The sequence below is a fragment of the Pseudomonas sp. 11/12A genome (genome assembly GCF_000800055.1).
GTDB lineage: Bacteria > Pseudomonadota > Gammaproteobacteria > Pseudomonadales > Pseudomonadaceae > Aquipseudomonas > Aquipseudomonas mohnii.
Map to the genome: position 1 here is coordinate 2,939,276 of NZ_JUGV01000001.1, position 26,826 is coordinate 2,966,101.

21 protein-coding genes are annotated in these 26,826 nt (G+C 61.2%); 10 read left to right on the forward strand and 11 right to left on the reverse strand.

Features of this window, described 5'->3' with window-relative positions; translation table 11 throughout:
• Positions 1 to 12: 12 nt before the first annotated feature.
• A complete protein-coding gene (locus GQ39_RS13525) occupies positions 13 to 969 on the forward strand; it encodes an alpha/beta fold hydrolase (protein ID WP_047530608.1) in 957 nt (318 codons plus the stop codon).
• A gap of 104 nt (positions 970 to 1,073) precedes the next feature.
• Positions 1,074 to 2,456 (forward strand): 2-oxoadipate dioxygenase/decarboxylase HglS, encoded by a 1,383-nt coding sequence (gene hglS, locus GQ39_RS13530; protein ID WP_047530612.1) that lies wholly within the window; start codon positions 1,074 to 1,076, stop codon positions 2,454 to 2,456.
• A gap of 88 nt (positions 2,457 to 2,544) precedes the next feature.
• Here hglS and GQ39_RS13535 read toward each other — a convergent pair whose 3' ends face one another.
• The 5 genes from GQ39_RS13535 to GQ39_RS13555 all read right to left on the reverse strand — a co-directional run bounded on the left by GQ39_RS13535 (position 2,545) and on the right by GQ39_RS13555 (position 8,860).
• Complete coding sequence (locus tag GQ39_RS13535; protein WP_047530614.1) at positions 2,545 to 3,222, reverse strand: type 1 glutamine amidotransferase domain-containing protein; 678 nt, start codon at positions 3,220 to 3,222, stop codon at positions 2,545 to 2,547.
• 676 nt (positions 3,223 to 3,898) lie between these two features.
• A complete protein-coding gene (locus GQ39_RS13540) occupies positions 3,899 to 4,492 on the reverse strand; it encodes a hypothetical protein (protein ID WP_047530617.1) in 594 nt (197 codons plus the stop codon).
• A 163-nt stretch (positions 4,493 to 4,655) separates the two neighbouring features.
• A complete protein-coding gene (locus GQ39_RS13545; protein ID WP_047530619.1) occupies positions 4,656 to 5,729 on the reverse strand; it encodes a lipocalin-like domain-containing protein in 1,074 nt (357 codons plus the stop codon).
• Complete coding sequence (locus GQ39_RS13550) at positions 5,719 to 8,190, reverse strand: ABC transporter permease (RefSeq protein WP_047530621.1); 2,472 nt, start codon at positions 8,188 to 8,190, stop codon at positions 5,719 to 5,721. Before GQ39_RS13550 ends, GQ39_RS13545 begins: the two co-directional genes overlap by 11 nt.
• Before the next feature lies 1 nt (position 8,191).
• Positions 8,192 to 8,860: an ABC transporter ATP-binding protein gene (locus GQ39_RS13555; RefSeq protein WP_047530623.1), complete on the reverse strand. Its 669-nt coding sequence runs from the start codon at positions 8,858 to 8,860 to the stop codon at positions 8,192 to 8,194.
• Between the two features lie 311 nt (positions 8,861 to 9,171).
• Between GQ39_RS13555 and GQ39_RS13560 the strand changes: the two genes are divergently transcribed.
• The 3 genes from GQ39_RS13560 to GQ39_RS13570 all read left to right on the forward strand — a co-directional run bounded on the left by GQ39_RS13560 (position 9,172) and on the right by GQ39_RS13570 (position 10,682).
• Positions 9,172 to 9,963, forward strand: coding sequence for a ChbG/HpnK family deacetylase (locus GQ39_RS13560; RefSeq protein WP_047530625.1), 792 nt, complete (start codon positions 9,172 to 9,174; stop codon positions 9,961 to 9,963).
• 123 nt (positions 9,964 to 10,086) lie between these two features.
• The gene (locus tag GQ39_RS13565; protein ID WP_047530628.1) at positions 10,087 to 10,380 is read left to right on the forward strand and encodes a type II toxin-antitoxin system RelE/ParE family toxin; all 294 of its coding nucleotides are present in this window, start codon (positions 10,087 to 10,089) and stop codon (positions 10,378 to 10,380) included.
• 2 nt (positions 10,381 to 10,382) lie between these two features.
• Positions 10,383 to 10,682 carry an addiction module antidote protein gene (locus tag GQ39_RS13570; protein WP_047530631.1) on the forward strand — a complete coding sequence of 100 codons (300 nt, stop codon included), beginning with the start codon at positions 10,383 to 10,385 and terminating at the stop codon, positions 10,680 to 10,682.
• Between the two features lie 32 nt (positions 10,683 to 10,714).
• On the opposite strand, the gene GQ39_RS13575 is transcribed toward GQ39_RS13570, so the two are convergent.
• Entirely contained in the window at positions 10,715 to 11,518 is an 804-nt protein-coding gene (locus GQ39_RS13575; RefSeq protein WP_047530633.1) for a class I SAM-dependent methyltransferase, read from the reverse strand.
• A gap of 178 nt (positions 11,519 to 11,696) precedes the next feature.
• Between GQ39_RS13575 and GQ39_RS13580 the strand changes: the two genes are divergently transcribed.
• Entirely contained in the window at positions 11,697 to 12,080 is a 384-nt protein-coding gene (locus tag GQ39_RS13580; protein WP_047530635.1) for a hypothetical protein, read from the forward strand.
• 93 nt (positions 12,081 to 12,173) lie between these two features.
• On the opposite strand, the gene GQ39_RS13585 is transcribed toward GQ39_RS13580, so the two are convergent.
• The 5 genes from GQ39_RS13585 to GQ39_RS13605 form a co-directional block, all read right to left on the reverse strand.
• Entirely contained in the window at positions 12,174 to 13,604 is a 1,431-nt protein-coding gene (locus GQ39_RS13585; protein ID WP_047530637.1) for a sigma-54-dependent transcriptional regulator, read from the reverse strand.
• Positions 13,573 to 15,066 carry a sensor histidine kinase gene (locus GQ39_RS13590; protein WP_047530639.1) on the reverse strand — a complete coding sequence of 498 codons (1,494 nt, stop codon included), beginning with the start codon at positions 15,064 to 15,066 and terminating at the stop codon, positions 13,573 to 13,575. The genes GQ39_RS13585 and GQ39_RS13590 overlap by 32 nt, the downstream gene beginning before the upstream one ends.
• A 101-nt stretch (positions 15,067 to 15,167) precedes the next feature.
• Positions 15,168 to 16,304: an SCO family protein gene (locus tag GQ39_RS13595; RefSeq protein WP_081997909.1), complete on the reverse strand. Its 1,137-nt coding sequence runs from the start codon at positions 16,302 to 16,304 to the stop codon at positions 15,168 to 15,170.
• Positions 16,301 to 19,105 carry a multicopper oxidase domain-containing protein gene (locus tag GQ39_RS13600; protein WP_047530644.1) on the reverse strand — a complete coding sequence of 935 codons (2,805 nt, stop codon included), beginning with the start codon at positions 19,103 to 19,105 and terminating at the stop codon, positions 16,301 to 16,303. The genes GQ39_RS13595 and GQ39_RS13600 overlap by 4 nt, the downstream gene beginning before the upstream one ends.
• Before the next feature lie 185 nt (positions 19,106 to 19,290).
• Complete coding sequence (locus tag GQ39_RS13605; RefSeq protein WP_047530646.1) at positions 19,291 to 20,739, reverse strand: ATP-binding protein; 1,449 nt, start codon at positions 20,737 to 20,739, stop codon at positions 19,291 to 19,293.
• 292 nt (positions 20,740 to 21,031) lie between these two features.
• Between GQ39_RS13605 and GQ39_RS13610 the strand changes: the two genes are divergently transcribed.
• From GQ39_RS13610 to GQ39_RS13625, 4 genes are read left to right on the forward strand one after another with little or no spacing between them, the layout of a single operon-like run.
• The gene (locus GQ39_RS13610) at positions 21,032 to 22,378 is read left to right on the forward strand and encodes a hypothetical protein (protein ID WP_047530648.1); all 1,347 of its coding nucleotides are present in this window, start codon (positions 21,032 to 21,034) and stop codon (positions 22,376 to 22,378) included.
• Positions 22,379 to 22,413: 35 nt separating this feature from the next.
• Positions 22,414 to 24,660, forward strand: coding sequence for an Ig-like domain-containing protein (locus GQ39_RS13615; protein WP_047530650.1), 2,247 nt, complete (start codon positions 22,414 to 22,416; stop codon positions 24,658 to 24,660).
• Between the two features lie 59 nt (positions 24,661 to 24,719).
• Positions 24,720 to 25,181 (forward strand): curlin, encoded by a 462-nt coding sequence (locus GQ39_RS13620; RefSeq protein ID WP_047530652.1) that lies wholly within the window; start codon positions 24,720 to 24,722, stop codon positions 25,179 to 25,181.
• Between the two features lie 27 nt (positions 25,182 to 25,208).
• Positions 25,209 to 26,657 (forward strand): curlin, encoded by a 1,449-nt coding sequence (locus GQ39_RS13625; protein ID WP_047530655.1) that lies wholly within the window; start codon positions 25,209 to 25,211, stop codon positions 26,655 to 26,657.
• Positions 26,658 to 26,826: the final 169 nt, after the last annotated feature.

Sequence of the window (26,826 nt, forward strand, 5' to 3'; positions counted from 1 at the left end):
GGAAGACGCCTGATGCTTTTACTGGTTGTCGCTATCGCGGTCTTTGCCGCCTGGAGCTGGTTGAGTTACCCGGCCGTCGGCTACTGGCTTTATGACTTGAGCGTGGCCACCGAGGCCAAGCTGTACAAGTTGCACAAGATCGTCGTGCCCATTTCAGAAATGACCGTCTCGACCTGGCAAGGCGGCCCTTATGAGGCGTCCAGCAACGTCTTGATGCTGCACGGCTTCAGTGCCGACAAAAATCTCTGGCTGCGTTTTGCCCGGCACTTTGTCGGCAGCTACCGGGTGATCATCCCCGACATCGCCGGCCATGGCGAAACCGGCTTCAAGGAAGGTGGCGGCTATGACATCCCGCTGCAGGCCAAGCGCATGATCCAGCTGCTCGATGTCTGTGGGGTCGACAAGGTCCATGTGATCGGCAACTCGATGGGCGGCTACATCGCTGCATGGTTGGCGGCCACCTATCCGGACCGCATTGCCTCGGTCGCCCTGTTCGACCCGGCGGGTGTCACCGCGCCCGAACCCAGTGACCTGGAACGGCACTTGGCCAAGGGCCACAACCCGTTCCTGATCAACTCCCGGGAAGAATTCAAATACTTCTATGGCATGACCATGGCCGCCCCTCCCTGGGTGCCGCGCGTGGTGCTGGACGCCATGGCCCATCGCTATGAACAGGCACGCGACGAACTGGAGGAAATCTTCCGCGACTTTCGCGCCAGCCCACCGATGGAGCCGAAGCTTCCAGGCATACAGGCGCCGGCGCTGTTGCTGTGGGGACGCAAGGATCGCTTGATCGACGTCAGCAGCGTGGCCATCTGGAGCAAAGGCCTGGCCAACCTGCGCGTGGAAGTCTGGGAGGGCATCGGGCACATGCCCATGGTCGAAGCGCCAGCCGGTTCGGCGCGCCTGTATCGGGAGTTTTTGGCATCCCTGCGCTCGGAAAGCCCTCAGGATCAACGCCTGCATTGAGGATGCAGTCCTTTGCAGAATGAAGTTCGTCAGAAACTTCGTTTGTCGGCGACGCGGAAGGCTGCGATCTTTTGCTCAACGTCACCGCGCCAGGAATTGTGTTCATGAATCATCCGAACTTCGTCAGCCCCGACCTGATCCGCCAACGCTTCTCCAAAGCGATGTCCGACATGTACCGCGAAGAGGTGCCCCTGTACGGCGCGCTGATGGAACTGGTGGAGCAGACCAACCGTCATGTGCTGGACAGCGATCCGCAAGTGGCCCGGCAGTTGAACAGCACTGGCGAAATCGAGCGCCTGGACCTGGAGCGCCATGGCGCGATCCGTGTCGGCACGGCGGCAGAACTGGCCACCCTCGCCCGTCTGTTCGCGGTCATGGGCATGCAACCGGTGGGTTATTACGACCTGACGCCGGCCGGGGTGCCTGTGCACTCCACCGCGTTTCGCGCCGTGCATGAAGAGGCGCTGCAAGTCAGCCCGTTCCGGGTATTCACCTCGCTGTTGCGCCTGGAACTGATCGAAGATCCGGAGCTGCGGGCATTCGCCCAATCGACGCTCGACAAGCGCTCGATCTTCACCCCCACCGCGCTGACCCTGATCGAATGCGCCGAAACCCAGGGCGGCCTCACCGAAGCGCAAGCCCGGGATTTCGTCGAGCACGCGCTGGAAACCTTCCGCTGGCATCACAGCGCTACCGTCACCGCCGAGCAGTATCGCCAGCTCAGCGCCCAGCATCGCCTGATTGCCGATGTGGTGGCCTTCAAGGGGCCGCACATCAATCACCTGACGCCGCGCACCCTGGACATTGATATCGTCCAGGCGCAAATGCCGGCGCGCGGCATCACTCCAAAAGCCGTGATCGAAGGCCCGCCCCGCCGCCAATGCCCGATCCTGTTGCGCCAGACCAGTTTCAAGGCACTCGACGAGCCGATCGCATTCACCGATCAGGCCGAGGCCCGGGGCAGCCACAGCGCCCGCTTCGGTGAAATCGAACAACGCGGCGCGGCCCTCACCCCTAAAGGACGGGCGCTGTACGACCGCTTGCTCAATGCGGCGCGCGATGAGCTCAAGGATTTCCCCAACGAAGCCAACGCCGCACGCTATAACGCGCTGATGGTGCAACATTTCAGCGAGTTTCCCGACACCTATGAAGGCATGCGCCAACAAGACCTGGCGTACTTTCGCTATTTCGTGACGGAAAAAGGCCTGGCCGCAAAGGCGCTGAACACCTTGACGCTGGAAGACCTGGTCAGCGGTGGCTATCTGCGGGTTGAACCCTTGGTGTACGAAGATTTTCTGCCGGTCAGTGCGGCGGGGATATTCCAGTCAAACCTGGGGGATGCGGCACAAACCCACTACGGAGTGCATTCCAACCAGCAAGCGTTCGAGCAGGCCCTGGGCCGTCCGACGATTGATGAACTGGGTTTGTATGCCGAGACACAGCGACGTTCGATCGAGCAGTGTTTCGCCGTGTTGAGCACTCTCTAACACGCGGAACTGTGGGAGCCTGGCTTGCCAGCGATAGCGATTTCGCCCGCGCCATCACTGGCAAGCCGTGCTCCGACAAACGCAGTATCTACTTCAGTTTTGCCAACAAGGCTTCTGCAGCCGCTTGCGACGACGCCGGATTCTGACCGGTCAGCAACAGACCATCGGTCAGCACATAGCTCGCCCAGTCAGGCCCCTTGGAATAAATTCCGCCCTTGGCCTTGAGTTCGTCCTCCACCAGGAACGGCACGACGTGGGTCAACTGCACCGCTTCTTCTTCGCTGTTGGTAAATCCCGTCACCTTCTTGCCCTTGACCAGTGGCTGACCATCGGCGCCCTTGGCATGACGCAACACGCCCGGCGCATGGCACACCGCCGCGACCGGCTTGCCTGCCTTGTAAAACGCTTCGATCAGGGCGATCGAATGTTTGTCTTCAGCCAGGTCCCACAACGGCCCATGGCCGCCAGGGTAGAAGATTGCGTCGTAATCGTCGGCCTTCACCGAGCTGAGTACGACCGTCGACGCCAACGCCGACTGTGCTGCGGCGTCCTTGCGAAAGCGCTCGGTGGCTTCGGTTTGCGCGTCCGGCTCATCGCTTTTCGGGTCCAGCGGTGGCTGGCCTCCCTTGGGCGAGGCCAGGGTCAACTGAACCCCGGCGTCCTTGAAGGCGAAATACGGGGCGGCGAATTCTTCCAGCCAGAACCCGGTTTTCTTGCCGGTGTTACCCAATTGATCGTGGGACGTTAAAACCATCAGGATTTTCATGTCGTCTTCACTCCGTCTCGGGACTGCAGTGGGGGCATTAGCCGTGATGCGCACAATGCTGCACATCGATCCTGCCGTATGACCTTCGTAAGGTGCTGATCGTTCGGCTTGCCGGATGCCCAGCATACTGCGTGGTAAGCGAAATCGCCTGTCGATAGCCACATTGAACTCAAACATGTCCTGCTCTGATCGCTACACAGGCGTAAGCACCCGCGCCTCAAACAGCTTGAAGCGCTGCCATTCAGCGACCGCAACGTGGCCTGGTGAAATATCCGGAACTTCAGCGTTCGATGAGTGGCGTTCATGGCCAATCGGGAAAGTCGGCACAAGCGCAATCAATACCGAACTGCGCGGGCGATCGATTTATTTCTTGGGGGGCATAAAGAAAACGGACAGGACTGAAGGCTGATCAAAGTGTTCGCCCAGTGCATTGGCCTCGGCAATCCTTGCACTGGTAAAGAGCCCCTGCGCTGGGCGAACGAGAAGCATTTTAATTGAAGTCGTCGGGAAAGTCCGCGTTTACAACATGAAATTTGCAGTTACATCTATTGCTGAAATATCAACGGACAATTTATTCAAACAAAGAAACTCAAACTCACCCGCTCATTTCTGAATAGCAGATTGTTCTTGCACAACGCTTATACAAGAACAATCACCCTGCAAACCCAATATCCATTTATTTCAAAGTTGTTACTTTTAATACATCGGTATAAGTCACCACCACACTCTGGCCTTTTTTCAGGTCCTTGAGTTTGGCCTGAACTTCAGGTCGTTGGACGTCGATCGTTTTCGACTGGCCAGCAGGGTTTTTAAACGTCACACGATGGTGCTTGAGATCGATATCCGTGATCTGCAACTCCACCTTCACCTGACGGTAGGCTTCTCCACCGGGCTTGGTCGAGCCTGGTGCATTGCGGACTTCGCCTGTGTATTCGGTAGTGCCAGGCAGGCCTTTGTCGACGCTGGTGTCGAGGGAGACCGCGACCGAGTGCAGAACATCGACCTTGACCTGATCACCGGGTTTCAGCTTGTCCAGGTTCTTGGCCTTGTCCGTGAGTTGCAACGACACCTGATTGCCTTCAGGGCCTTCCAGCACCACCTGACGGTTAGGGACATCGACCGACACGACTTTGGTGGTGACATGATCGGAAATCACGGACTCCGCCAGCGGGATGTCCGCAGCGAAAGCGCTGAGGCTGGCAGTGGACAGCACAGCAGCCAGGCTGATCGCCTGGGTCAATGTGGAGAGCTTGCGTGTGTGACGTTTCATAGCGTTACTTTCCCTGTGAAGAATGGCAGCGAAAGGCGCTCCACCTTGATCAAGCGCCAACCGTGCCGATGAGCATAGACGCTGATCAGGGAGTGCTCGCGGTTTCTTGCACTGTGGATTCGCCGGATGGTCGCGCCTCGTCGGGGGCGTTCGGTGTTCCGGCTCAATACCCGGTCATTTCCAGATAGCCCTGTCCGCCATGACTGCCACTCAAGCGTACCGGCCCTTCCCAGTACGGAATGCGCAAATTCATCCAGGCGTTGGGGTTGAGGGCACTGATGACGATGTCCAGGTGCTTGCCGGGAATCTGAATCGACCAACTGACCGGCATCGAACGCCCGGCCACCCTGGCGCTGTCCTTCACCGTGAGGCGGATGTCGCCGGCCTTCAACAGCTGCGTCTGCCCCTGGGCGTCGATCCACGTACCGGTCAGGTAAGGAGCGCCGTCCTTTTGCCGCATGCGATAGAGCATCACCTGTTCGCCGCTGTCCAGGTGCAGGGAAAACCAGTCCCATCCCGTCTGGTTGGCGGTCAGGGGCTGGCTGCTCCATTCACGGTCGAGCCACGCGGGACCGCTGACTTGATAGCGCTGGCCATCGATTTCCAGGCTGCCGCTGGCCTGGAAAAACGGCTGGCTGTAGTAATACGACGCCTGACCCTGTTCGGATTTCTGGCTGAACCCCTTGTCCCCTTGCAGCACCCATGGCTTTGTCGATGTCAGCCGCAGTTGATAGCCGAACCCCTTGTCGCGGGCGCTGAGTTGCAACTCTGTCAGTGGATCGGCACCCGTTGCCTGACTGCTCAAATGCCAGTCGTCGATCCACGCATTGAACGGCGTCAGGCTCACTCCGGCCTGGCCAACGCCACCACGGGCGTAGCGTTCGGCGGCGTGATGCACCGAGGCCGAAGTCACGGCCGCGTGGCCGAGCCACAGCGTCTGATTGCCCCAACCTGCCTGCTCGGGCGTGGCTGTCAGGGCACTGCGAAACAGCGTCCATTGCACGCCGAATTCACGGCCCTGCTCGTCCTTGAGGTTGGCGGTGACGTACCACCACTCAATGCGAAAGCCATCGTGGGGGCCATGATCCGCCGGAAAACCAAACACGCGACCCGGCACCACCGGGGTGAATGCGGCCGCTTGATTGCCGAGGCCGGCAAAGCCTTTGTCTACCGGCGCCGACTGATCGCAACCGGCGAGCAAGGCGGCGATCAGCCATACGCCCAGCCTAATCCTCATGGGCAAAAGTCCTCAGCAGGTCAGCCGGTTGCGTGCGGTACAGCGAATACAGCGGCCATGCCGAGGCCAACAACGTTGCCAGCAACGCCAGCCCCATCAGCTGCAGCAATTGCAGCGGGAACACCCGCAACGGCAGGCGCCAACCGAAAGCCTGGACGTTGATCACCGCGTCCAGGCACCAGGCCAGGGCAATGCCCAGCGGCAACGCCAGCACCAGCGTCAGCAGGGCCAGCAACCAGGTTTGCCCGAGGTTGAGCAGCATCAGTTGCCGGCGCGTCACGCCCAGCGCCCACAGTGGCGCCAGTTGTCCGAGGCGGCTTTGGCTTTGGGTCAACAAGCTGATGAACAGCGCCACACCTGCTACGCACAGCGTCAGGCTATTGAGCGCGGCGGTGGCGGCAAAGGTGCGTTCGAACACTTGCGAGGACCAGCCCTTGAGCCGGGACTGATCGACGATGCGGCTGTCATCCAGCGCGAAACGTGCTTGCAGGGCGATCACGAACGGCGCAATCGACGCCGGTTCGATGCGCAGGTTGAAACGGCTAGGCGTCAATTGCGGCCAGCCGCGCAGCAGGTGGTTGACGTTAACCAGCACGTGGCCCTTCGGATTGCCGTAGTCGGCGTAGATCCCGACGATGCGCGGTGACCACGGCCCCGTGGGCGTGGGAATCGTCAGGTGATCGCCCAGTCGCACTTTCAAACGCCGGGCCAGTTGCTCGCTGAGCATCAACGCGTCGTCCTTGGCCAGACGATCCCAGGGGTTGTCGCCCAAGGCTTCCAGCAGTGGCCAATGCTCGCGGTAAGTCGGGTGATCGATCACGCCGAAGACATCCACCGGCCAGCCTTGCAACTGGATCGCCACTTGCCAGTTCGGCAGCACCGCCGTGAGCTGCGGCTGTTGTTTGAGCCAAGTGTGCAGTTCACGGGACTGGGCCGGGTTTTGCGGATTGAGGTACAACTCGGCGGTGAGCCGTTGCTCGAGCCAGTTGCTGAAGGTCTGGCGAAAACCGGCGGTCATGCTGCCGGCCCCGATGTTCGCCGCCAGCGCCAGGAGCAAGGCCATCAGTGCCAGACTCAGGGCGGGCAATTGCTGACGGCAATCGGCCAGAAACCATTGGCCGAGCACGGATCGACTGCCTCTGAGCAAGCCATTGAGCAACGCATTGAGCAGCACCGGCAAGGCCAGCGCGGCCCCCAGCAGCAGCGTCGCCATCAGCACGAAACCGCTGGCCAGGCTGTCACCGCGCAGCAACGCCAGCCATGCGACAATCAAGGCCATCGCCGCCACCCAGCCCTGGCGCCGCAGCCAGCTCGCATGGGCCTGATGCCAGGCCTGCGGATTGGCCAGCGCCAGCAACGGCAAACGCGCCGCCCGCCACAAACTGTTGGCACCGGCCAGCAAGGCACCGAGCAGGCTGAGGCCGATCCCGCTGAGCCACCACAGCGGACTGAGGCTCAACTGCCCCGCCACTTCGGCGCCATACAACCCGCGCAGGCTGGCGGCGACATCCGGGAGCAATACGCTGGCCAGTAAATAGCCGCTAACCACGCCGGCCATTCCGCCCATCAGCACCAGCACACCCAGCTCGACGGCCAGACAGGTGATCAGCATCCGCGCACTCACCCCGCAGGCACGCAGGGTTCTGAGCAAACCTCGACGCTGCTCCAGCGCCAGTCCGATGGCGGCGTGAACGATGAACAGGCCGACCACGAACGACAAGAAACCGAGGGCATCGAGGTTCAGGTGAAAGCTTTCGGTCAGGCGCGCCAGATTGTTTTCTTCACCGGCGGTCTTGAGCTGAAGTTGCCCCTTGAGCGCCTCCGGTAGCGTCGCGGTGAAGCCCTTGGGCAGCAGCAGACGCGACAACTGATCCGGCAATCCGAGAATCGGCTGGGCGAAACCGATGTCGACCAGCAACACCCCGGGGGCCATGTCGCCTTGCGCGTGCAAGGGCGGTAGCACCTGACCATTTTCCGCAAGCGGCCGCGCCCCTTCGCTCAGCCCCAGCGCCTTTAGCGTCTGCGGCGAAATCCAGGTGCTGCCCGGCGCCGTGAAAAAGCCGACAACCTGTTCGATGGCCAGGGCCTGCCCGGCCACCGCCGCACCGGCCGGCAATGACACCGGCTCGATGCCCATCAGTTGCAAACGCTGCTCCTCATGGCCCTGAAGTATCAGCCGGCCCTGCAACACCGGCGACACCGGCCAGCCCGTGCGGCGCAGGTCGACGAACAACTGCTGGGAAAACGTCCCGCCCCCCGGCGCACTGAGACTGGCCTGGGGTTCACCACCGATCAACTGACTGGCGCGGGCATAGCTGTCCCGCGCCTGGCTGTTCAACGCTTGCACGCCGGTCAGCAGACTGGTGGCCAGCCACAACCCGGTCAACACACTGAAAAACTGTACCGGATGCAGCCGCCAATGGCTGAGCAACGCGCGCAAGGTCTGGCCGAAGATACGCATCTCAGCGCGCGCCTGCGCCGGCCAGACGCCCGCCGTGCAGCACCACTTTATCGGCCAGCCGCGCCGCGACGTGGGGGCTGTGGGTGACCATCAGCAGGGTCGTCGGGCTGTCATCGAGCAGTTCCAGCAACAGCTTGAGCACGTCATCGCTGGTGGCTTCATCGAGGCTGCCGGTGGGCTCGTCGGCCAACAGCAACGGTGGCCGCGACGCCAGGGCACGCCCCAACGCCACCCGTTGCTGCTGCCCTCCGGACAACTGCTCCGGATATCGCCGCAGCAACTCGCTCAACCCCAGGCGCTGCACCAGATGCGCCTGCCAACGCGGATCATGCCGCCCCGCCAGTCGCGCCTGAAACGCCAGATTGTCCTCCACCCGCAGGCTGCCGATCAGGTTGAACTGCTGGAACACCAAACCGATCTCGGTGCGCCGCCAGTGCGCCAGTTGGCTTTCGTTCATCTGTTCCAGGCGATGGTCGCCACTGCGGATACTGCCGCGATCCACCTTGTCCAGACCGGCGATCAAGTGCAGCAAGGTGCTCTTGCCACTGCCCGACTCGCCCATCAGTGCCAGGCTGCTACCGGGTTTCAGGGTCAGATCGACCCCTTGCAACACCGGCAATGGCCCTTGGGGAGTGGCGTAGCTTTTGAAGACACCGCGGACTTCAAGCATGGAAGAACCTGTTGGATAAGCGTGGGCCAAGGATAGCGGGACTGAATGCTTTTTGTCCGTCGACGATGGCGTCCGCGCTCGGTCTGCGGCGAATTAAAAGGCTGACGACCGTTTATCGATTTGCACGGCGCCTTTTGCAGCCCTTCCTGTGTGAAGCAAATCCAGCAGGGGCAAGCGCTTGATCGTAATTGGCCGCGAAACCGGAAAATACCCATCTGACCGTTGGCGGTGATGGATGTTGGAGGCTGGTCTATACCCCTTGGATTGATTTCCGAGTGTTGGAATCCACCGACCTTCCATGGAGGACGAACATGCCGCACCGAGTGATAGTCAACGCTGACGATTTCGGCCTCAGTGCCTGCGACAACGCGGTGATCCTGGGAGCCTTCCAGGCTGGAGTCATCAGCTCCACCACCGCCATGGCCAATATGCCGGCCTTTGAAGCGGCGTGTTCAATGGCCCGGCATCCGTTGCTGGAAGGACGCGTCGGCCTGCACTTCAACCTCACCGCTGGCCGCCCGTTGAGCCGGCGCATTCTGACGCGCCGGACCTTCTGCGACAGCGCCGGCCTGTTCGACCTCAACCTGTCCCGCGCCCGCCTCTGGCTCGGCCATCAGGATCGCCGCGCCGTACACGAAGAACTCGAGGCGCAATGGCAACGCTGCCTGGACAACGGTGTCAGGCCCAGCCATCTGGACTCCCACCAAAACGTGCACACCATCTGGCCGATCGGCGAAATCGTCGCGCGTTTCGCCGCCCACCAAGGGGTTCCCGTGCGCCTGGCGCGTAATCTGGGGCCCACGCAGAGCCTGCCCAAACGCATGTTCAAGCAACTGCTCAATCACCGCTTGAACAGCCTGGCCGGCGCCACCGCCGACTACGTGGGCACTCCCCAGGATTTGCGCAACGCCACCCCACCGGACGACGGCCTGCTGGAGATCGTCGCCCACCCCAGTCAACTGGGTGCCGACTTTGGCGATGCTTGTCTGGATCAGGGCGAGTCGCTGAGCGAACTGCTGGAACAGCGACTGCCGGGAGTGCCGAGGGTGGCCTATGGCGTGGCTGGCTTTACTCTGGACAACCCTGCGGAGTCGGTAGAGTAAACCTTCGCAACTTTTGCAACAGGATGTCGGAGCCACATCGCCCTACACACCCTTGGGAAAAAACACGAGTACGCAAGGAAATGTCTGACTGCCCAATCGTATCCACTTGGATACAGTTGAGTAATGAATTATCTTGTTCAGCAAACCAGCATTTTCGTGCAATGGCACGCTTCAGTTCGCGATGTGCGAGCCAGGATTGCCATAGCTCGCCGCATTGAGCGCGCTTCTGCGGGTAACCTTGGCGATGTCAAGCCAGTCGGTGACGGCGTTTCCGAAATGCGCGTGGACACTGGCGCGGGCTATCGAGTTTATTTCACGATGCGAAACGGTGTCGTCATCGTCCTGCTGGCCGGTGGCGATAAATCCTCACAAAGCACTGATATCAAACGTGCAAAAAAATTGGCAAAGGAGGTTTAACCTTGAGCCAGACTTTGACGACTTTCGACATGGCAACACTGCTCGACAGTGACGAAGCTATCAGTGAGTACCTCTCCCAAGTACTGATCGAGGGTGATAATGAGGAGTTCCTTCGAGCTGTTGGCTACGTGATAAAAGCCCGTGGGATGACCCAGATAGCCAAGAATTCAGGCATGGGTCGCGAAAGCCTGTACAAGGCCTTCGCCCCGGGAGCGAAACCGCGATTCGACACGGTATTGAAAGTCATTCATGCCCTCGGCATTGATCTTTGCGCACAACCAGGCCATGTCATCAATCACTGAAATGCCTGATTGGATGCCCTTCGCCTGGCCACTTACTTCACCGCCACCAAGGTAAAACACAACGGCAACTGCGCCGCTTGTTGCTGGTAGCGATCATAGAGTTCCTCGCGGTTGGAGTGCGGGTACTCCTTGAAGTGGCTGATCTGCAATCCGGCCGCGATGGCGCCGGTGAAGATGGCACCCAGGGTGTGGACGAACCAGTAGGACGCAGCCGACGGTTGCTCGACTTTGCCTTCGTAGACGATCGGTTGGTTCTGGACAAAGGGCTCGGCACGAAAGTACGAGCTGTCCAGGCCGAAAGGGTCGGCGGACTCGGGATCGAACATTTCCAGGAACGGGTGGGTTTCGTACACCACCAGCGCGCCGCCCGGCTTCAGGGTCTGTGCCACGTGGCGGAAGAACTCGCCGATGTCCGGCATCCAGTTCAATACGCCGATGGTGATCAGCGCCAGGTCGAAGCGACCCTGCAACTGAAGCGGCAAGTGGTGAATGTCCGCCTCGATGAATTCGGGATCACGGGGTGAGCGCGACGCCAGTTCCCGCGCCTGATCGAGAAACGCCGCCGACTGATCGACACCCACCACATGCCTGGCACCCAGGGCATACAGCGACAGGCTTTCGCGACCGTTGTTGCAACCCAGTTGCACCACCGCCTTGCCGTCGACCCCGATCTGCGTCAGCAACCCGGTCAGGGTGTCATCCAGGCAAGAGAAATCGGCATTAGTCACCGCGCTCAGCAGCGCCTGCCATTCGGCGCTGTCCTTGTGGTGTCGGGCGGAGTCATTCCAGGCATCGCGGTTGCTGGCGATGGCTTTATCTTTTGTCGGCATTTCCATTGCACACTCCAGAATCGGGTCTTGATTGACCGCGCCGATTCTAGTTCATGCCTGGCATTCGCCCCATCCGGGCTTTGTTGTGATCTTGTAAACCAAGCCGCACCGACGCCTGGCCACGGGAGCGCTATAGTTAAAGGCCTTAGGGAAATGCGCGAAAGCCGATTTCGCAGGTGCTGCCATGAACAAGACCGAACAGACGCTGTTACTTGCCCTCTGCCTGACTGCCGCCACGACGGTGCTCGCGGATGACAGCCTGATGCAAACCGACCAGGCCAATACCGAATTCCATTATTACGGGGCAGACCAGCCCTTCGCCCACCCCTCGCCACCGTCCATAAACACCGTGCCGCCAGGGTCATACATCCCGACAGCGCCCGGTGACTTCATCCCGGTTTCCAGCGAGCATGTGTTTTCCGATTCGCGCCTGCCGACGGTGGCGGATACTACCGTTCGCGTGTTCATCCGCTCCTACGATCCGGAACGCGGTGTCTACGTGAACCAGGAAGTCCTCGACCCCTCGTGCATGATGGCCTGTCGCAGCGCACCGGACCCGGCCCTGTAATGGGCAGCTTCAAGCTTCAAGCTTCAAGCTTCAAGCCTCAAGCTTGGAGCTTGAAGCTTGAAGCTGCCCCCTTGAAGCTGCCCCCCCCCCCTACTACCACTGACGCTTGTCCGGGCGAGCGAGGCCGAGTTTTTCGATCCGGTAACGCAGCATGTCGCGGCTCAGGCCCAACAGGCGCGCGGACTTGGTGACGTTCCAGTCGGTCTTGTCGAGCATTTTGCGCACCATGTCGCGCTCCACTTCCGGCAGGTTCATCGACTCGGTGCCGTTATAGGACGGACGTGGCTCGCTGGGGGGCGGCTCGTGCTGAAACATCGGCGGCTCGTCCATCAGGCTCAGGCAGACATTCAGCTGATGGGCGGCGATGGTGTCGCTCTGGGCCAGCAACACAGTTTGCTCGAGCATGTTGCGCAACTCGCGCACGTTGCCGGGCCAGCTGTAATTGAGCATCAATTCTTCGGCCTGATCACTGAAATGCAGGTGTGGCTTGCCATAGCGTTTGCCATGAGTCGCCAGAAAGTGGCGGGCCAGCAACAGAATGTCTTCCCCCCTGGCATACAGGCGCGGCACCTTGATCGAGATGATACGCAGACGGAAAAACAGGTCGCGGCGGAACTTGCCCTGCTGGACCATTTGTTCAAGGTTGCAGTTGGTGGCGCTGATCACCCGCAGATCGACTTTGCGCTCCTTGACCGAACCGACCCGGCGAATCGTCCGGTCCTCCAGCAGCTTCAGCAGCTTGGCCTGCAGCAGCAGGTCCATTTCACCGATCTCATCGAGAAACAGCGTGCCGCCATCGGCCGCTTCGACCAGGCCGAGGCGACGGTCCTTGGCGTCGGTGAACGCACCCTTCTCGTGACCGAACAACTCCGACTCCACCAGGTTGGACGGAATCGAGGCGCAGTTGAATTCGATGAACGGACCTTTGGCCCGCGGACCGTCGAAATGCAGGGCCCGGGCCACCAGCTCCTTGCCGGTGCCGGTTTCGCCTTCCACCAGTACCGGTGGCAGATCGGAGTTGGTCATGCGGCGTTCGGCGTCGAGCAACTGGCTGATGGTGCCCTTGAGGTAAGCCATCGGTGCCGATTCACCGATCAGTGCCTGCACCCCTGATTTCTGCGCTTCGCGTTCCTGGTAGAACGACAGCGTGCGCTCCATCCGATCGGTGGCCAGGGCCTTGTCCAGCAGCAGCTTGAGCTCTGGCAAGGCCACCGGTTTGGTCACGTAATGGAATGCGCCTTCTTTCATCGCCACCACGGCGTCTTCGACATTACCGTAGCCCGTCATCATGATCACTTTCAGATCCGGCGCGCTGATGCGCAATCTCTGGATCAGGTCGTGACCGCTCATGCCCGGCAAGGAGTTGTCGGTCAGCACGACGTCGGGAACGAAGGTTCCCAGTTGCTCCAGCGCGTCTTCCGCCGAGTGGCAGACAGTCACCTCGAAGTCCTTGCGCTCCAGGTAGGTCTGAATATTCTCGGCGAGGAGTTCATCATCCTCGACCAGCAATATGCTGTGCTCCATATTCCCCTCCCGTTGCCACTTTAAAATTGAGACGGACGCGGGTTCCTTCCTGCTCCTGGCTGGTCAGTTCGACCGAGCCTTCAAAGCGCTCCATGATTCTTTTGACCAGGGCAAGGCCAACGCCAAGTCCCCCTTGTTTGGTCGTGAAGAACGGCTTGAAGACCAATTGTTGTTGTTGCCGGGTCATGCCCTTGCCGGTGTCATTGATCATCAGACTCACCTGCCCGGGCGACGTCGATTCGACATCGATGCTCAACACGCCGCCCTTGGGCATGGCTTCCAGCGCATTGGCGAACAGGCTATTGAGAATTTGCGTCAGCAGCACCTGTTGGCTGACGACCGGTGGAACACTCTTGGGCGTGAAGCGCACTTCGACATTCGAGCGTTTGATCAAGGGGTCGAAGGCGCTCAGGGCGTCGTCGACGGCCAACACCAGATCGACGTTTTCATCGTCGTCATTCACCGGGCGCAACGACACCAGCAACTCGCGGACCCAGCGTGACATGCGATCGACCTGGCTGATGATGTCGCCGATGTTTTTCTGCGCGGTCTGGCTGGCGATTTCCTGGGCCAGTTCCGCGCTGGAGCGGATGTTCGCCAGCGGGTTACGCAAACTGTGGGCGACCGCCGAGGACATTTCCCCCAGGGCGACAAACGTCTCGTTGGCGATCAGTTGTTTCTGCTGACTCTGCAGCAGCATGGCCGCCCGCCGCACGATCCAGAACAGCCCCAGGTAAATGGCCGCGCCACCGAGCAGGGTCGCCAGCCAGATCGCCTTGAATCCACGCTGAATGCGCGCCACCAGATCGACTGGCTCCTTGTAGATTTCCACCATGGCAATCACTTTGCTTTTGTCGGCGTTGAACATCGGGATGTAGTTCTCGACGAACAAATACTCGGGTTCGCGCAGCAGTTTTTGCTCGGGACGCTCCTCATCGATTTCGTGGTAGCTGGTGGACACCGTCTCCTTCATTTCGAAGGACTCGTCCAGCTCCTCGTCGCCTTCGACGCGCATGCCGATCATTTCCGGGTTGGTCGACCAGACCACGGTGCGATCCAGTGCATACACCACCGCCAACAGACAGTCCGGCAGGTGCTCGACATGGTCGAGAAACTCTATGCGGGCAGCGGCCCGAGAACCGGGACTGACGTCGGGGTAGGCGTTGTCCAGCCGCGGGTCGAGCATTTCGCCCATGGTCCTGGTCGTGGTGATCCCGGCATGGCGAATTTCTGCGTCACCAATGGCCTGAATGAATTGGGCGGTGAGCATCGAATCGCGCTCGATGCTCTCTTCGACCACGAAGCGCGTGGAGACATAACCCAGCCCCAGGGCCACCGCAGCAATGATGAAAAAGCTGGCCAGGGAAAACCAGCGCACCAGATTGAAGGCCGGACGCCAGCCCTTGCCGGGTGCGGCCGGTGTATCAGGCGCAGGTGTTTTTTGTTGTTCTAGTATCTGCATGGAACTGTCCTGGATACTTGAAACAAGTCTTCTTAGCCATGTTCCGAATCAGTGTAGGTGGCATTGATCGAGATAGGCTGCCCAATGAAAGTATTTCGCCACTATTGCGCCAGGGTCTTATCGGGTGCCTTGCCGGGCAGCGCGATGGCATGACGATGTTCCGGCTCTTCTGCGCGGGTAGCCAACGACGCCGCGACCGGATGCTGACGGTCGGTTTCTTCCTGGAGGAAGTCGATGATGGACTGCGCCGAATGCTCGTCCATGCGCAGGTTGGGCATCGGTATCTTGTCGAAGCGTTCGAACAGCTCCAGGGCGATGGGGTCTTTTTCCGCGAGCATGCGGTCCGGCTCGCGAATCCAGCGGTTGAGCCAGGCCGGATCACGTTGTCGGGTCACGCCGACCAGATCGGGGCCAATGCTGCGCATGCCGATGCCCTGCCCGTCCAGCGGGCCAAGGCTGTGACACGACGCGCAGCGGGTGCGAAACAGTTCTTCGCCATTGCTCGGCGGCCGGATGGGCGGGGCGTCGGCGTAGCTCTGCTCAATGCTCGGTTGCTTCCAGTTCTGCAAGGTGTTGGCCAGTTGATCGGCCAGAATCCACGGGTTTTCGAACGGCGACGCTTTCATCCAGCGCCCGGTTTGCTGGTTGCCGACAATCAGGCTCAGGTTGTGATCCTTGCTGCGCCCGTTATCGACACCTTCGATGAACAAGCCCAGTTTTTGCCGCAACTCGGTGACATCGGCGAATTCCCCGGTGAGGAACTGCCACCCTGGCCCGACCTGAAAGCGTCGCGCATAAGCCTTGAGCACGGCGGGTGTATCGCTCAGGGGATCAATGCTGATGGAATAGAAAAAAACGTCCTTGCCGACCCGGTCGCCGAGCAATTTCTGCACCTGGCGCAAACGCGCGGTTTCCAGCGGACACGAGTCGCTGCAGGAGGTGAAGATGAAGTTGATCACCACCACTTTGCCCTTGATCAGGTCATCGAAAAAACGCACCTGCCGACCGTCCTGGTTGGTCAGCAGGGTGTTGGGGAAATAGTCGCCACCCCAGGGAGTGGCGGAGTCGGCGACCGCCGTGTCAGCCGCTGTCGGCAGGGGGGCGGGTGTCGACGGCGACTGGCCGGCGACCAGCAACTGGCTGGCCAGCACGCAGGTCGCCAATACCAGCACCAGGTGCATGCCCCAGTCTCGTGAGCGTGGTGTTTGCCACTTCATGTCGACACCCTCCCGGTTCATGGTTTAACGGTCACTTGTGGGCCCAAACCATCGCCCGTGCGGAAGGTTGGCAACGCGGCGGAGTTCACGTAGCGCACGCCGTCCCAGCTGGGCAGCGGTGTCGGCATCAGCTGGAATTGCCCGGGCTTCTCAATGTCCCAACGCAGCAGCATCGAGTTGTCCTCATGCTGGGTGTTGTGACAGTGCTCCATGTAGGTCCCGGCGAATTCGCGGAAGTTGATCGCCATTTCCACGTTGTCCAGGCCATCCTTTTCCGAGCCGATGCGGTACACGTCCTTGCGTGCCCATTTCTCCCATTCCGGTGGCGCCTTGCCGCCGCGACTGAGGATGATCCCTTCCTCGAAATGCACATGCACCGGGTGACTCCAGCCTGTACCGCCGGCCTTGATGTTCCACACTTCCAGGGTGCCGAAACCGGCTGCCCCGGCATCGGTGGGGCCGCTGGCCAACTGGGTCGATGCGTTCAAGCGACGAGGGTCCATGTGGAAGCCGAAGCCGCCATCGGTCTTGACCGTCCACGGTGCTTCATCAGTGCCGTCGGACCGACCGAAGACAAAGGTGCGGTGACGGGCCTTGGCCAGCAACGCCTTGTCGGCAGCGTTGTCGCGGTGGATCTTCAGCGGGATCATCACCAGGCCTTCAGCCTTGCCCGGTTTGGCCGGCTCGTACAGCGCCGGGTCCATGGCCAGGTCCTGACCGGTGTAGGGTTTGACGTTGAGTTGCAACACCTTGCCCACCGCCGGATCGCCCTTGTCCCATTGCGGTCCCTTGCTGGTTTGCTTGATCACCGCCAGGTATTTCTCGGACAGCACGTCGGCCAGGGAGACCGGTTCTTTCGGGCCTTTGCCATCGTCGTGCACCAGCAGGTTGACGAAGAAAATCTTGTCCCCTGGCTTGATGCCGTTTTTCGCGAAGTTGACGATGATGTCGAAGCGCTCGGCAATGCCCTGGGTGGGCAGGATTGCGTTGTGGTTCTGTTTATCGCCGTCGGCGTCGAGGTCCATGGTGCCGTCGAAAGGCACGCTGTGCTCCATGATGTTGCCGTCGTTGGCAATCATGTGGAACGGCACGCGGGCATAGGACACACCCGACCCCTTGGGCCCCTGGAACTCGCCGCTGGTGCCCTTGATTTCACGCACCAGCGCAAACTTGTAGTAACGCGATACCGAGCCGTTGAGCATGCGGAAGCGGTAGCTGCGGGCACGCACATCCAGGCTCGGTTTCCATTGCCAGTTGACCAGCACCTGGTCACCGATAAAGCCGTCGGTGTTGAACGGGTTGAACCACAGCTGACCGTTCTGATCCCAGGCCTTGTCGGCGAACACCAGGTTGACGTCGTAGTCGCGGTTACCCCACGGCAAGGCGCTGCCGCTGGGGAATCGCAGGTTGACGCCATCGTTCACCGATTCGTTGCCGCGATCCAGGGCGCTGTAGTAGTTCATCATCGCCGCGTTGCCCTTGTAGACGTTCTGCGCGGTGAAATCGAGCATGTGGTCGTGGAACCAGTGGGTGCTCATGGTTTCGCGCCAGTCGCCACGGATCTTGATCGTGCCGTTTTCGCAAGTCTTGCGGCTGGGATTGACGTCGTTGGTCCACAGGGTTTCACCCGGTGCGCAGGGGAATGCCGCGCGTGGGTCATGGGCGTCGGTGTTGATGCTGTCATAGCCTGCCAGCTGGATCGGCCAGCGATAGTCGTAATACTGACCCGGGAAGAAAAACGCGTTGGCATAGCCGTCGCTTTCCGCCGGCGCGTGACCGTTGTGTTCGTGGGTGCTGATGGTGTGCAAGCCAAACCCCATGTTCGCCGACGGGTCGATGGGCAAGCCGTTGTAGTGGCGCATCAGCACCGGTTGGCCGTAACGCACCATCAACAATTTGGGCGGCAGGGTGCCGTCGAAGGTCCACACCGAGTTGTGGTTCTGCACGGGCATGGCCGGGTGAAAGCGCGCATCGACGCCCTTGGCGGTGCCATCCGTTGCCGGCACACCGGCGACGTTGTGATAGAGGCCACCGGGGCCGAACTCACCGACGGCATAGCCGTGCATCTGACGACTGTCACGCCAGCCGCTGTTGACCCGCGCACCGGTCTGCACGGTCTTGTAGGCCATCTGCGGGTAGAACTCGTTCCAGCGCTGATGCGACCAGCCCTTTCCTGGCGGCCGACCTTCAGCCGACGAACCGATGCGACGGTTGAGGAAATACTCGATCTGCGCCTGCCATGGGTTGCGGTCCACCACGTTGGCGTACTGACTGGGAAACGGCGTCAACCCCGGTTGGCGCATGAAGGCATCGAGCGCCGCGCTGGGTGGCGCACTGCGGGCCGCATTGGTGGGGTCTTGTTGCGGCAACGGGCCAATGGCCGCCGGTGGAAACGGCAAGGGCGCCGCAGGCGTGGTGGGGTCGAGTTTTTCCGGACCGAATTCCTCGAACAGCACCAGTTGCTGCGTGAACGGTTGGGCACCAAACAACGGGCTCGGCTTGCCATTGGTGGGGTAGTTGAAACTGGTCTGCACCGTGGGCGGCAGAATGTTTTCTACCCGCGTGGAGTCACGCGTGCCTTTGACCCCGTCGGGCAAATCGAAGGAATCCTTGTTGGCCTCCGGCATGGTGAGGATGGCGTTCAACGCGGCCGGCTCGTCCGCCGGTTCATCGTAATAAGCAGAAGGGTCAGTCGGTTCGGGCTGTCGCTCGTCGTCTATGGGGCTAGCGCGCAGCGTCCCTGTGCTGAGTGTCATTGAGAGGAGGACGCTCAAGGGCGCCAGGCCAAACCACTTGAAGGGATACCGCGCTTTTCTGTCCATCACCAGCCGCCTCGTATGCGTGAAGGGGGTGATGGGGGTTTTGCAAATAACTCGCCAAATTTGTAACAGCGTTATACAAAAGGATTAATACTCAATGAAACAATGGCTTACCAACATCATTTCGCCATGACTTGAAAAACGACTGGGGAATGACACCCGCTAGCGGGGAAAGTTCGCCCCCATTTTCAGGGAATCAACTTGAACGACAGACGGACACGCGTACCCTCGCCTTCGCGACTGTCCAGCGCCACAGCCCCGCCAAAACGCTCCATGATGCGCTTGACCAACACCAGCCCGACGCCAAGCCCGCCGCGCTTGGTGGTGAAGAACGGTCGGAAGGCCATGGCGCGCTGTTCTTCGTTCATGCCTTTACCGGTATCGCTGATCACCACACAAACGCTACGGGAGTCGATCGGCTCCAGGGTGATGGTCAGCGTACCGCCCTCGTCCATGGCTTCCAGGGCATTGGCCAGCAAACTGTTGAGGATCTGCGTCAGCTGTATCGGTTGGCTCAACACCATCGGCGTGTCCTTGGGCTCGAACACGACATTGACCCGGGCCTTGGCGATCTGCTGTTCATAAGCGCCGAGCGTGTCATGCAGCGTGGCCACCAGGTTCACCGGCTCGGCCTCGTCACTCAGCGGTCGCAAGGATTGCAGCAACTCGCGCACCCACTTCGACATCCGGTCGACCTGACCGATGATGTCATTGATGTTCTTGTGCGCAGGCCCACTGTCGAACTCCAGGGCCAACTCGGCGCTTGAGCGAATGGTCGCCAGCGGGTTGCGCAAACTGTGGGCGACCGCCGACGACATCTCGCCCAGGGCGACAAAGGTTTCGTTGGTGATCAACTGCTTTTGCTGCTGCGCCAGCAGAATCGCCGCGCGCCGCACAATCCAGTACAACCCCAGGTAAATAATGCCGCCGCCCAGGGCCGTGGCCAGCCAGATCAATACCAGGCCGCGCTCCATGCGATTGATCAGGTCCTGAGGCTCTTTATAGATCTCGACCATCGCGGTGACCTTGTCGCCATCGGCATCGAACAGCGGAATGTAGTTCTCGATGAAGATGTATTCCGGTGGCGTCACGAACTTCTGTTCCATGCGGGTATTGTCCACATCGTGATAGCTGGCCGATACCGGAATCATTGAGTCGAAGGCCCGATCCAGGTCTTCATCGGCATGAATGGTGGTGCCCATCAACGCCGGGTTGGTCGACCAGATCACCATGCGGTCGGGGGCATAGACGTTGGCCAGGATCACGTCGGGCAAGTGCGAAATGTGGTCGAGGAATTCACCGCGGGCATTGGCCCGGGCCATCGGGTCGACGTCGGGAAAGTCGCGGTCTTTGCGCGGGTCGAGCAATTCGCCCATGGTCCGCACGTTGGGGATCGACACATGGCGCACCTCGGCCGAGGCAATCGCGGTCAGGAACTGCGAGGTCAATAACGCATCGCGCTGCACGCTTTCGGTAATCACGAACCTGGTCGATACCGACCCCAACGCCACTGCCACCGTGCCGATCACCACCAGGCTGATGAACGAAAACCAGCGCAGCAGATTGAACGGCTGCTTGCGCCTGCTCAAGCGGATGTCGCCCTTCTCGGACGCCAGTGTTTTTGCCTGCGTGGTCATGGACGTTTTTCCGACAAAACCCCTACAGGATTTATAGCCCACTAATGGCAGTTTGCCCGACATTGGGCTTGATTCCCCCCCGCCCTTCCCCACCCATGCCGCTATCCCCACCTACCCCCAATGCTGGGGAAAGAGGCCCGTTCCCGAGATCGGGTCAACGCCCTCGCTTGCACCGCGCAAGCCTTTGGCTCGGGCTTCTGAGGGGCATTTCCAGCGGTTGGTATGGAAGTTGCCGAAGCCCTGTCAACTGACCCATCCCCAAGGGGCAGGTACTCTGATAGAGGGAATACACATGCACCCTTTACTGTCCAAAACCGCGACCGCCCTGGTTGTGACCGCCCTGGCCCAGGGCATCGCCCAGGCAGCGCTGTTTGCCGTAGACCCCGGGCCCTACTTACCGGCCATCGGCTCCTTCGCCTCCTGGTACCAGGACACCCATGGCCGGACGCTCGATTTGTGCCTGTCCAAGGCTGTCAGTTCGCGAGTACCGAGTGCGCCCGGAGCTCCCACCTACATGTGCAGTCTGCTGCCGGCTCCCGGGATCTTCGACGATGCGCAACCGGTGGTCTTCCCGAGCAACTTCCCCGATGAAGCGTTCTGGTTCACCGGTGACGGCTCAATCGTCGATGCCGCTCGCGGCGTCAACCTGACGTACGTCAGTGCCGTCGAAGCTGCCTTCAGTGGTGGCGACCCGGTCGAAGGGGACCAGATCAGCTTTGCCCGCATCCGCATTCGCGTCGACGTGCCCACCGCGGGCACCTACGTCATCACCCACCCCTATGGCGTCGAAGTCTTCAACGTCGACACCCCCGGCCGCCGGGCGATCAACATGACCCGGGACATCGGGATCGGCGCGCCGAAGACTTACGACGGCGCGCTCAAAGGTGACGTCGGGCCGTTCCTGCGCAGCGTCAATGGTCCCTACACCGAAACCAACCCGGTCACCGGTTCCGCCGAGCAATTCGTCGGCGACCCGAACCTGGTGGAAGCCTTCACCGGCAGCCCGTTCAATACCAACTACATCCGCATTGAAGGCCCCAACGGGCTGGATCTGCGCACGACAGTGATGGCCATCTCCGGCAAGTTGTCGACGGTGGTCCGGCCGACCCCGATGATCGCCCAGCGCAGCACCTACTCGCGCACGGCCGGCGCCAGTGCGCCCGTGGCCCAGCAGGACGTTTTCGTGCTGGCCCCGCCGCCGCCCGCCAAGGTGACCCTGGACAGCAACAACCCGGTGCTCAACCTGACCGAGGCCGACACCACCGGCAGTTGGTACGCCCAGTCCGCAACCAACCCGACGTTGCCCAGCACCCTGCAGGTGACCGCCGACAATCACCTGGCCATCCCCAGCAGTACACCGACCACATTGCCCGTCCCCCTGACTGACCTGGTGGTGATTTCACGCGCCGAGTACAGCCTGAGCACCGGGCAAATCACCGTGGTCGCCTCCACCAGCGATGAAACATCGCCGCCCGTACTCACCGCCACATCCGCAGGCGGTGCAACCATCGGGGCCTTGAGTGGCGAAGGTGCAGTGAAAACCCTGTCCACCGGGATCTCACCGATTCCGCCGGCCAAGGTTCAGGTGACGTCATCCAATGGCGGCAGCGATACCGAAGAAGTGGTCATCGTGCAATGAACGCTCACATGGCCAGATCCTCATCAGGAGGCATCATGAACAAATTGCCACGCCTGGCGCTCAATGCCCTGGGACTGACTCTATCGCTGTCCGGCAGCGCTTTCGCGCAACTCGCCGCCGTTGACCCCGGCCCTTATACCTTTGCCACGGGGAAATTCCCGATCTGGTATCAGGACAACAACCTGCTGTCGATGGAACTGTGCCAGTCCCGGGCCGTGAGCTCGCGGGTGGCGGCCGCCACACCACCGGCCTACATGTGCACCCTGCTGCCGACACCCGGTATTTTCGACGACACCCTGCCGATGGTGTTCCCGGACAACTGGCCAGACGAAGCGTTCTGGTTCATCGCCGACGCCACCATTCCCAACAACGCCGCAGGCTATGGGATGGATGCGTATGTGGCGGGCATAGAAGCGGCATTCGCCGGGGGCAGCCCGCTCGATGGCGATCAAATCAGCTTTGCGCGGATCCGCATGCGGATTAACGTGCCTGTGGCCGGCACCTACACCATCACCCATCCCTATGGTGTCGAAACGGTCAATGTCACCACGCCCGGTCGGCGCGCCATCAACATTACCCGGGACATCGGCGTCGGGGCACCGGGGGTTTTCAACGGGGCATTGAACGGCGCGATCGGACCCTTCCTGCGCAGCGTCAACGGCCCTTACACCGAAGTGAACCCGGACACCGGGACCGTCGAGACCTTCGTCGGCGACCCTAACCTCACCGAACAAGTCACCGGCAGCCCCAACAACACCAACTTCGTGCGCATCCAGGGCCCCGCCGGGACCATCGAGACCAACCTCTTCACCGTGTCCGGCAAGGTCCTCGATAACCGGGCGCAAACAGCGGTGGAACTCAACCGCGCCACTTACCGCCGAACCTCGTCGGGCACCGGCACCAGCACCCGGGTCGAAGTCTTCGGCAAGGCCGACAACAGCTCCACGCTGTGCTTTCGCGAAACCGTCGCCCTGGTACCTGGCCCACCGCCAACCCCCTGCCTGACCAACCTGACCGGCGACGGTACGGGTCTGTTCTTCGGCCATCGTCTGTTCAACGGCCCCGTGCCTGCGGTGGTGGTGCTGACCGCCACCGATCCAACCGGCACCACTCGCCCGACCGCCGTATCGAGCAAGCTCAATGACCTGGTGAAAATCCAGACCGCTCGCTACAACTGGAGCAATCACAGCCTGCTGATCGAGGCGACATCCTCTGACGAAGTGGCGGTGCCGGACATGGTCGCTCAAGGCTATGGCCGCCTGTCGAAGTCCGGCACCCTGCAACGCCTGACGGTGGCGGATCTGCCGCAACCACCCGCCAGGGTCACCGTCAAATCCGCCGCCGGCGGCAGCGACACCGAACCTGTTGTGGTGGTCGGCACCGCACCGGACAGTGGCGAGAACCAGGCGCCGATCGCCGTGGCCGACAGCGCGAGCACCAGCTTCGGCGTGCCGATCACCCTCAACCTGCTGGCCAACGACAACGACCCGGATGGCAACGTACCACTGAGCATCACTGCGCTCACTCAACCGGCCGCCGGCCAGGGCACGGTGGCGCAGAGCGGATCGACTGCCGTCACCTACACCCCGCCAGCCGTGGTCAATGCACCACTGACCACGACCTTCACCTACAAGGCGCAAGACGTCAAAGGCCTGGCCTCGACCAATCCTGCGACAGTGACCATTACCGTGGCGCCCAACCAGCCTCCGGTAGCCGTCGCCGACAGCGTCGCAACCCTGGGTGTGGCGATCCCGATCAGCGTGCTGGCCAACGACACCGATCCGGAAGGCAACGTGCCGCTCGCCATCGCCAGTTTCACCCAACCACCGACAGGTCGCGGCACCGTCACCAGTAATGGCACGGTCCTGACCTACACCCCACCGGCCACAGTCACCACGGCCTTCACCACGACCTTCAGCTACTTCGCCCGGGACAGCTTCGGTGCTGTGTCGACGACACCGGCCACGGTCACGGTGCAAGTCTCGCCACGGCCTGCCGCGGAAACCTTCACGGTGACCACGGCCACGGTGTCCGCCCGTTCCAATAACCGCTTCACCTGGGACTTCGCGGGTACCTCATCGGTGACCACCGGCAACACCATCACCATTCAGGTCAGCACCCCGACCGGGCTGCAAACCCTGGGCACTACCACTGTGCCGGTGACCGGTCGCTGGAGGCTGACGGTGAACAACACCACCACGGTGATTCCGTCGGCGAACCCGACAGCCACCATCACCTCGTCCCAAGGCACCGTGCGCACCGTTTCGGTGATCTCGAACTGAGCCCTCGCCCCATCGACTCCCGAGTCGATGGGGCTGGCCTCATCCCACAGGACAACGCCATGAATGCGTCGACCGCCACCCTGCTCTGCCTGCTTCTGCTTTGCAGCAGCGCAGGCCTGCGCGCCGACGACTTGATGGAGAACGAGGACCTCGCCCCTGCCGCCGATCTCGGCGAGCTGCCACCGCTAACTGGCCAGCACGCACTGATCGACCAGAACGGCCAGGCCAACATCGCGCTGTTGCAGCAGAACGGTCAGTCGCTGCTCGGCCAGATCGTGCAGTCGGGCAGCAATCAGGAAGCCTGGATCCTGCAACAAGGCAGCGACCTGATGGCCTTGATCACCCAGCAAGGTTCTGGCAACGCCGCTTCGATCATCCAGAGCGGCAGCCACAACCGCGCGCAGATCGCCCAGAACGGCAACAACAACGACGCCAGCATCGAACAGGCCGGCTCGGGACAGCAAAGCGCCGTCACCCAGGCCGGCAACGGCATGAGCGTATCGGTCAAACAATATCGCTAAAGCACTGCACCACTTGGAGGTTTCACCATGTTCAAACTGACGCCCCTCACCGCCGCCATCCTGGTCATTGTCAGTGCCCAGGCCTTGGCCGACGACAGCCTGTCCACGCAAACCCAGTACGGTACCGCCAACATCGCCGATGTGAAGCAGACCGCGGCTCCGCTCAGCACCGCCACCCAGCAGCAAACGGGCCAGGGCAACGATGCCGCCGCCGTGCAAGACACGGCCACCGGGACCATCAGCCAAACCCAAAGCGGCGACTACAACGCCGGCTACGCCGAGCAATTGTTCGAGGACAACAGCACCATCACCCAGAACCAGGCCGGCAGCTCCAACATCAGCCATGCCAGCCAGTCAATCGGTGTCGGCGGCGGCGAAGCCCTGCAGCAACAGGAAGGCACCGGCAACTTCTCGTTCATCTACCAGGACAGCCAGGAAGGCACGACCGCCAAGACCTACCAGTACGGCGATGGCAACGAAGCCAACATCGAACAGATTCAACTGGGCACGGGCAACAACGCCGTGATCATCCAGTACGGCACCACCAACTACGCGACGGCCGAACAGATCGGCCACATGGGTGGCCAGATCGACATCAACCAGGCCGGCAGCACCAACTATGCCTATGGCGACCAGCGCAACGGCACCGGCGGCAACCTGAGCATCAACCAGTCCGGCGACGCCAACGGCACCGAAATCTGGCAAGACACCCAGATCGGCGCCAAGGCCACCGTCTCCCAATACGGGCAGACCAACGAAACCGTGATCGACCAGAGCTTCGGCGAAAACAACGTGGCCCAGGTGGTGCAAGTCGGCGACCTCAACGCGATCTACGCCGACCAGTTCGAGTCCATGGGCTCGACCCTGGCGCTCTATCAAACCGGCTCGAGCAACGTGCATTTCACCTACCAGAGCGGCGATAACCATACGCTCAACGCCACGTCGGTGGGTACCGGCAACAAGGTCTACGCCAGCAACTGGAAAGGCCCGGAAAAAGGTGGTCAGTTCGGTAGCAACCAGCGCGCGACCGTCAATCAGAACGGCACCAACAACGTCGCAAACTTCACCCAGAAAGGCGCCGGCCACATCATGACCACCTACCAGACCGGCTCCGGCAACAAAACCACCGTGACCCAGGCCGATTCCTACAACGAGCTGTACTTCGACCAGAACGGCAGCGACAACATCCTCATCGCCGACCAGCGCGGCACCACCAACCTGGCCCAGGGCAGCAGCAACGGCAGCGGCAACAGCACCGAGTTCAACCAGGAAGGCACCGGCAACCAGGCGTTCACCACGCAGCTGTATGGCGACGACAACGTCATCACCATCAAGCAGGCTGACACCATGAACGTCGCCTACGTCACCCAGGGCGGCACCGCCAACATTGCCAGCGTCAATCAGAGCGGCGTGGCGCAGACCGCCAACGTGCAGCAGTTCGGTACGGCCAACTCGGCGACTGTTTTGCAGAAGTAGTTGTGTGGTGTGAAAAACCGCGGCCCTTTGTGGGGGCGCGGTTTTTTTATGCCGCGCAAAACATCTATGGCGAGCGAGCTCGCCACTGTGGATCGGTGCACCTGCGGGTGACGGGCCGGCTGTCAGGCCGATATCGTCCACGATGACGCGGGCTGCCTGAATGCCCGCG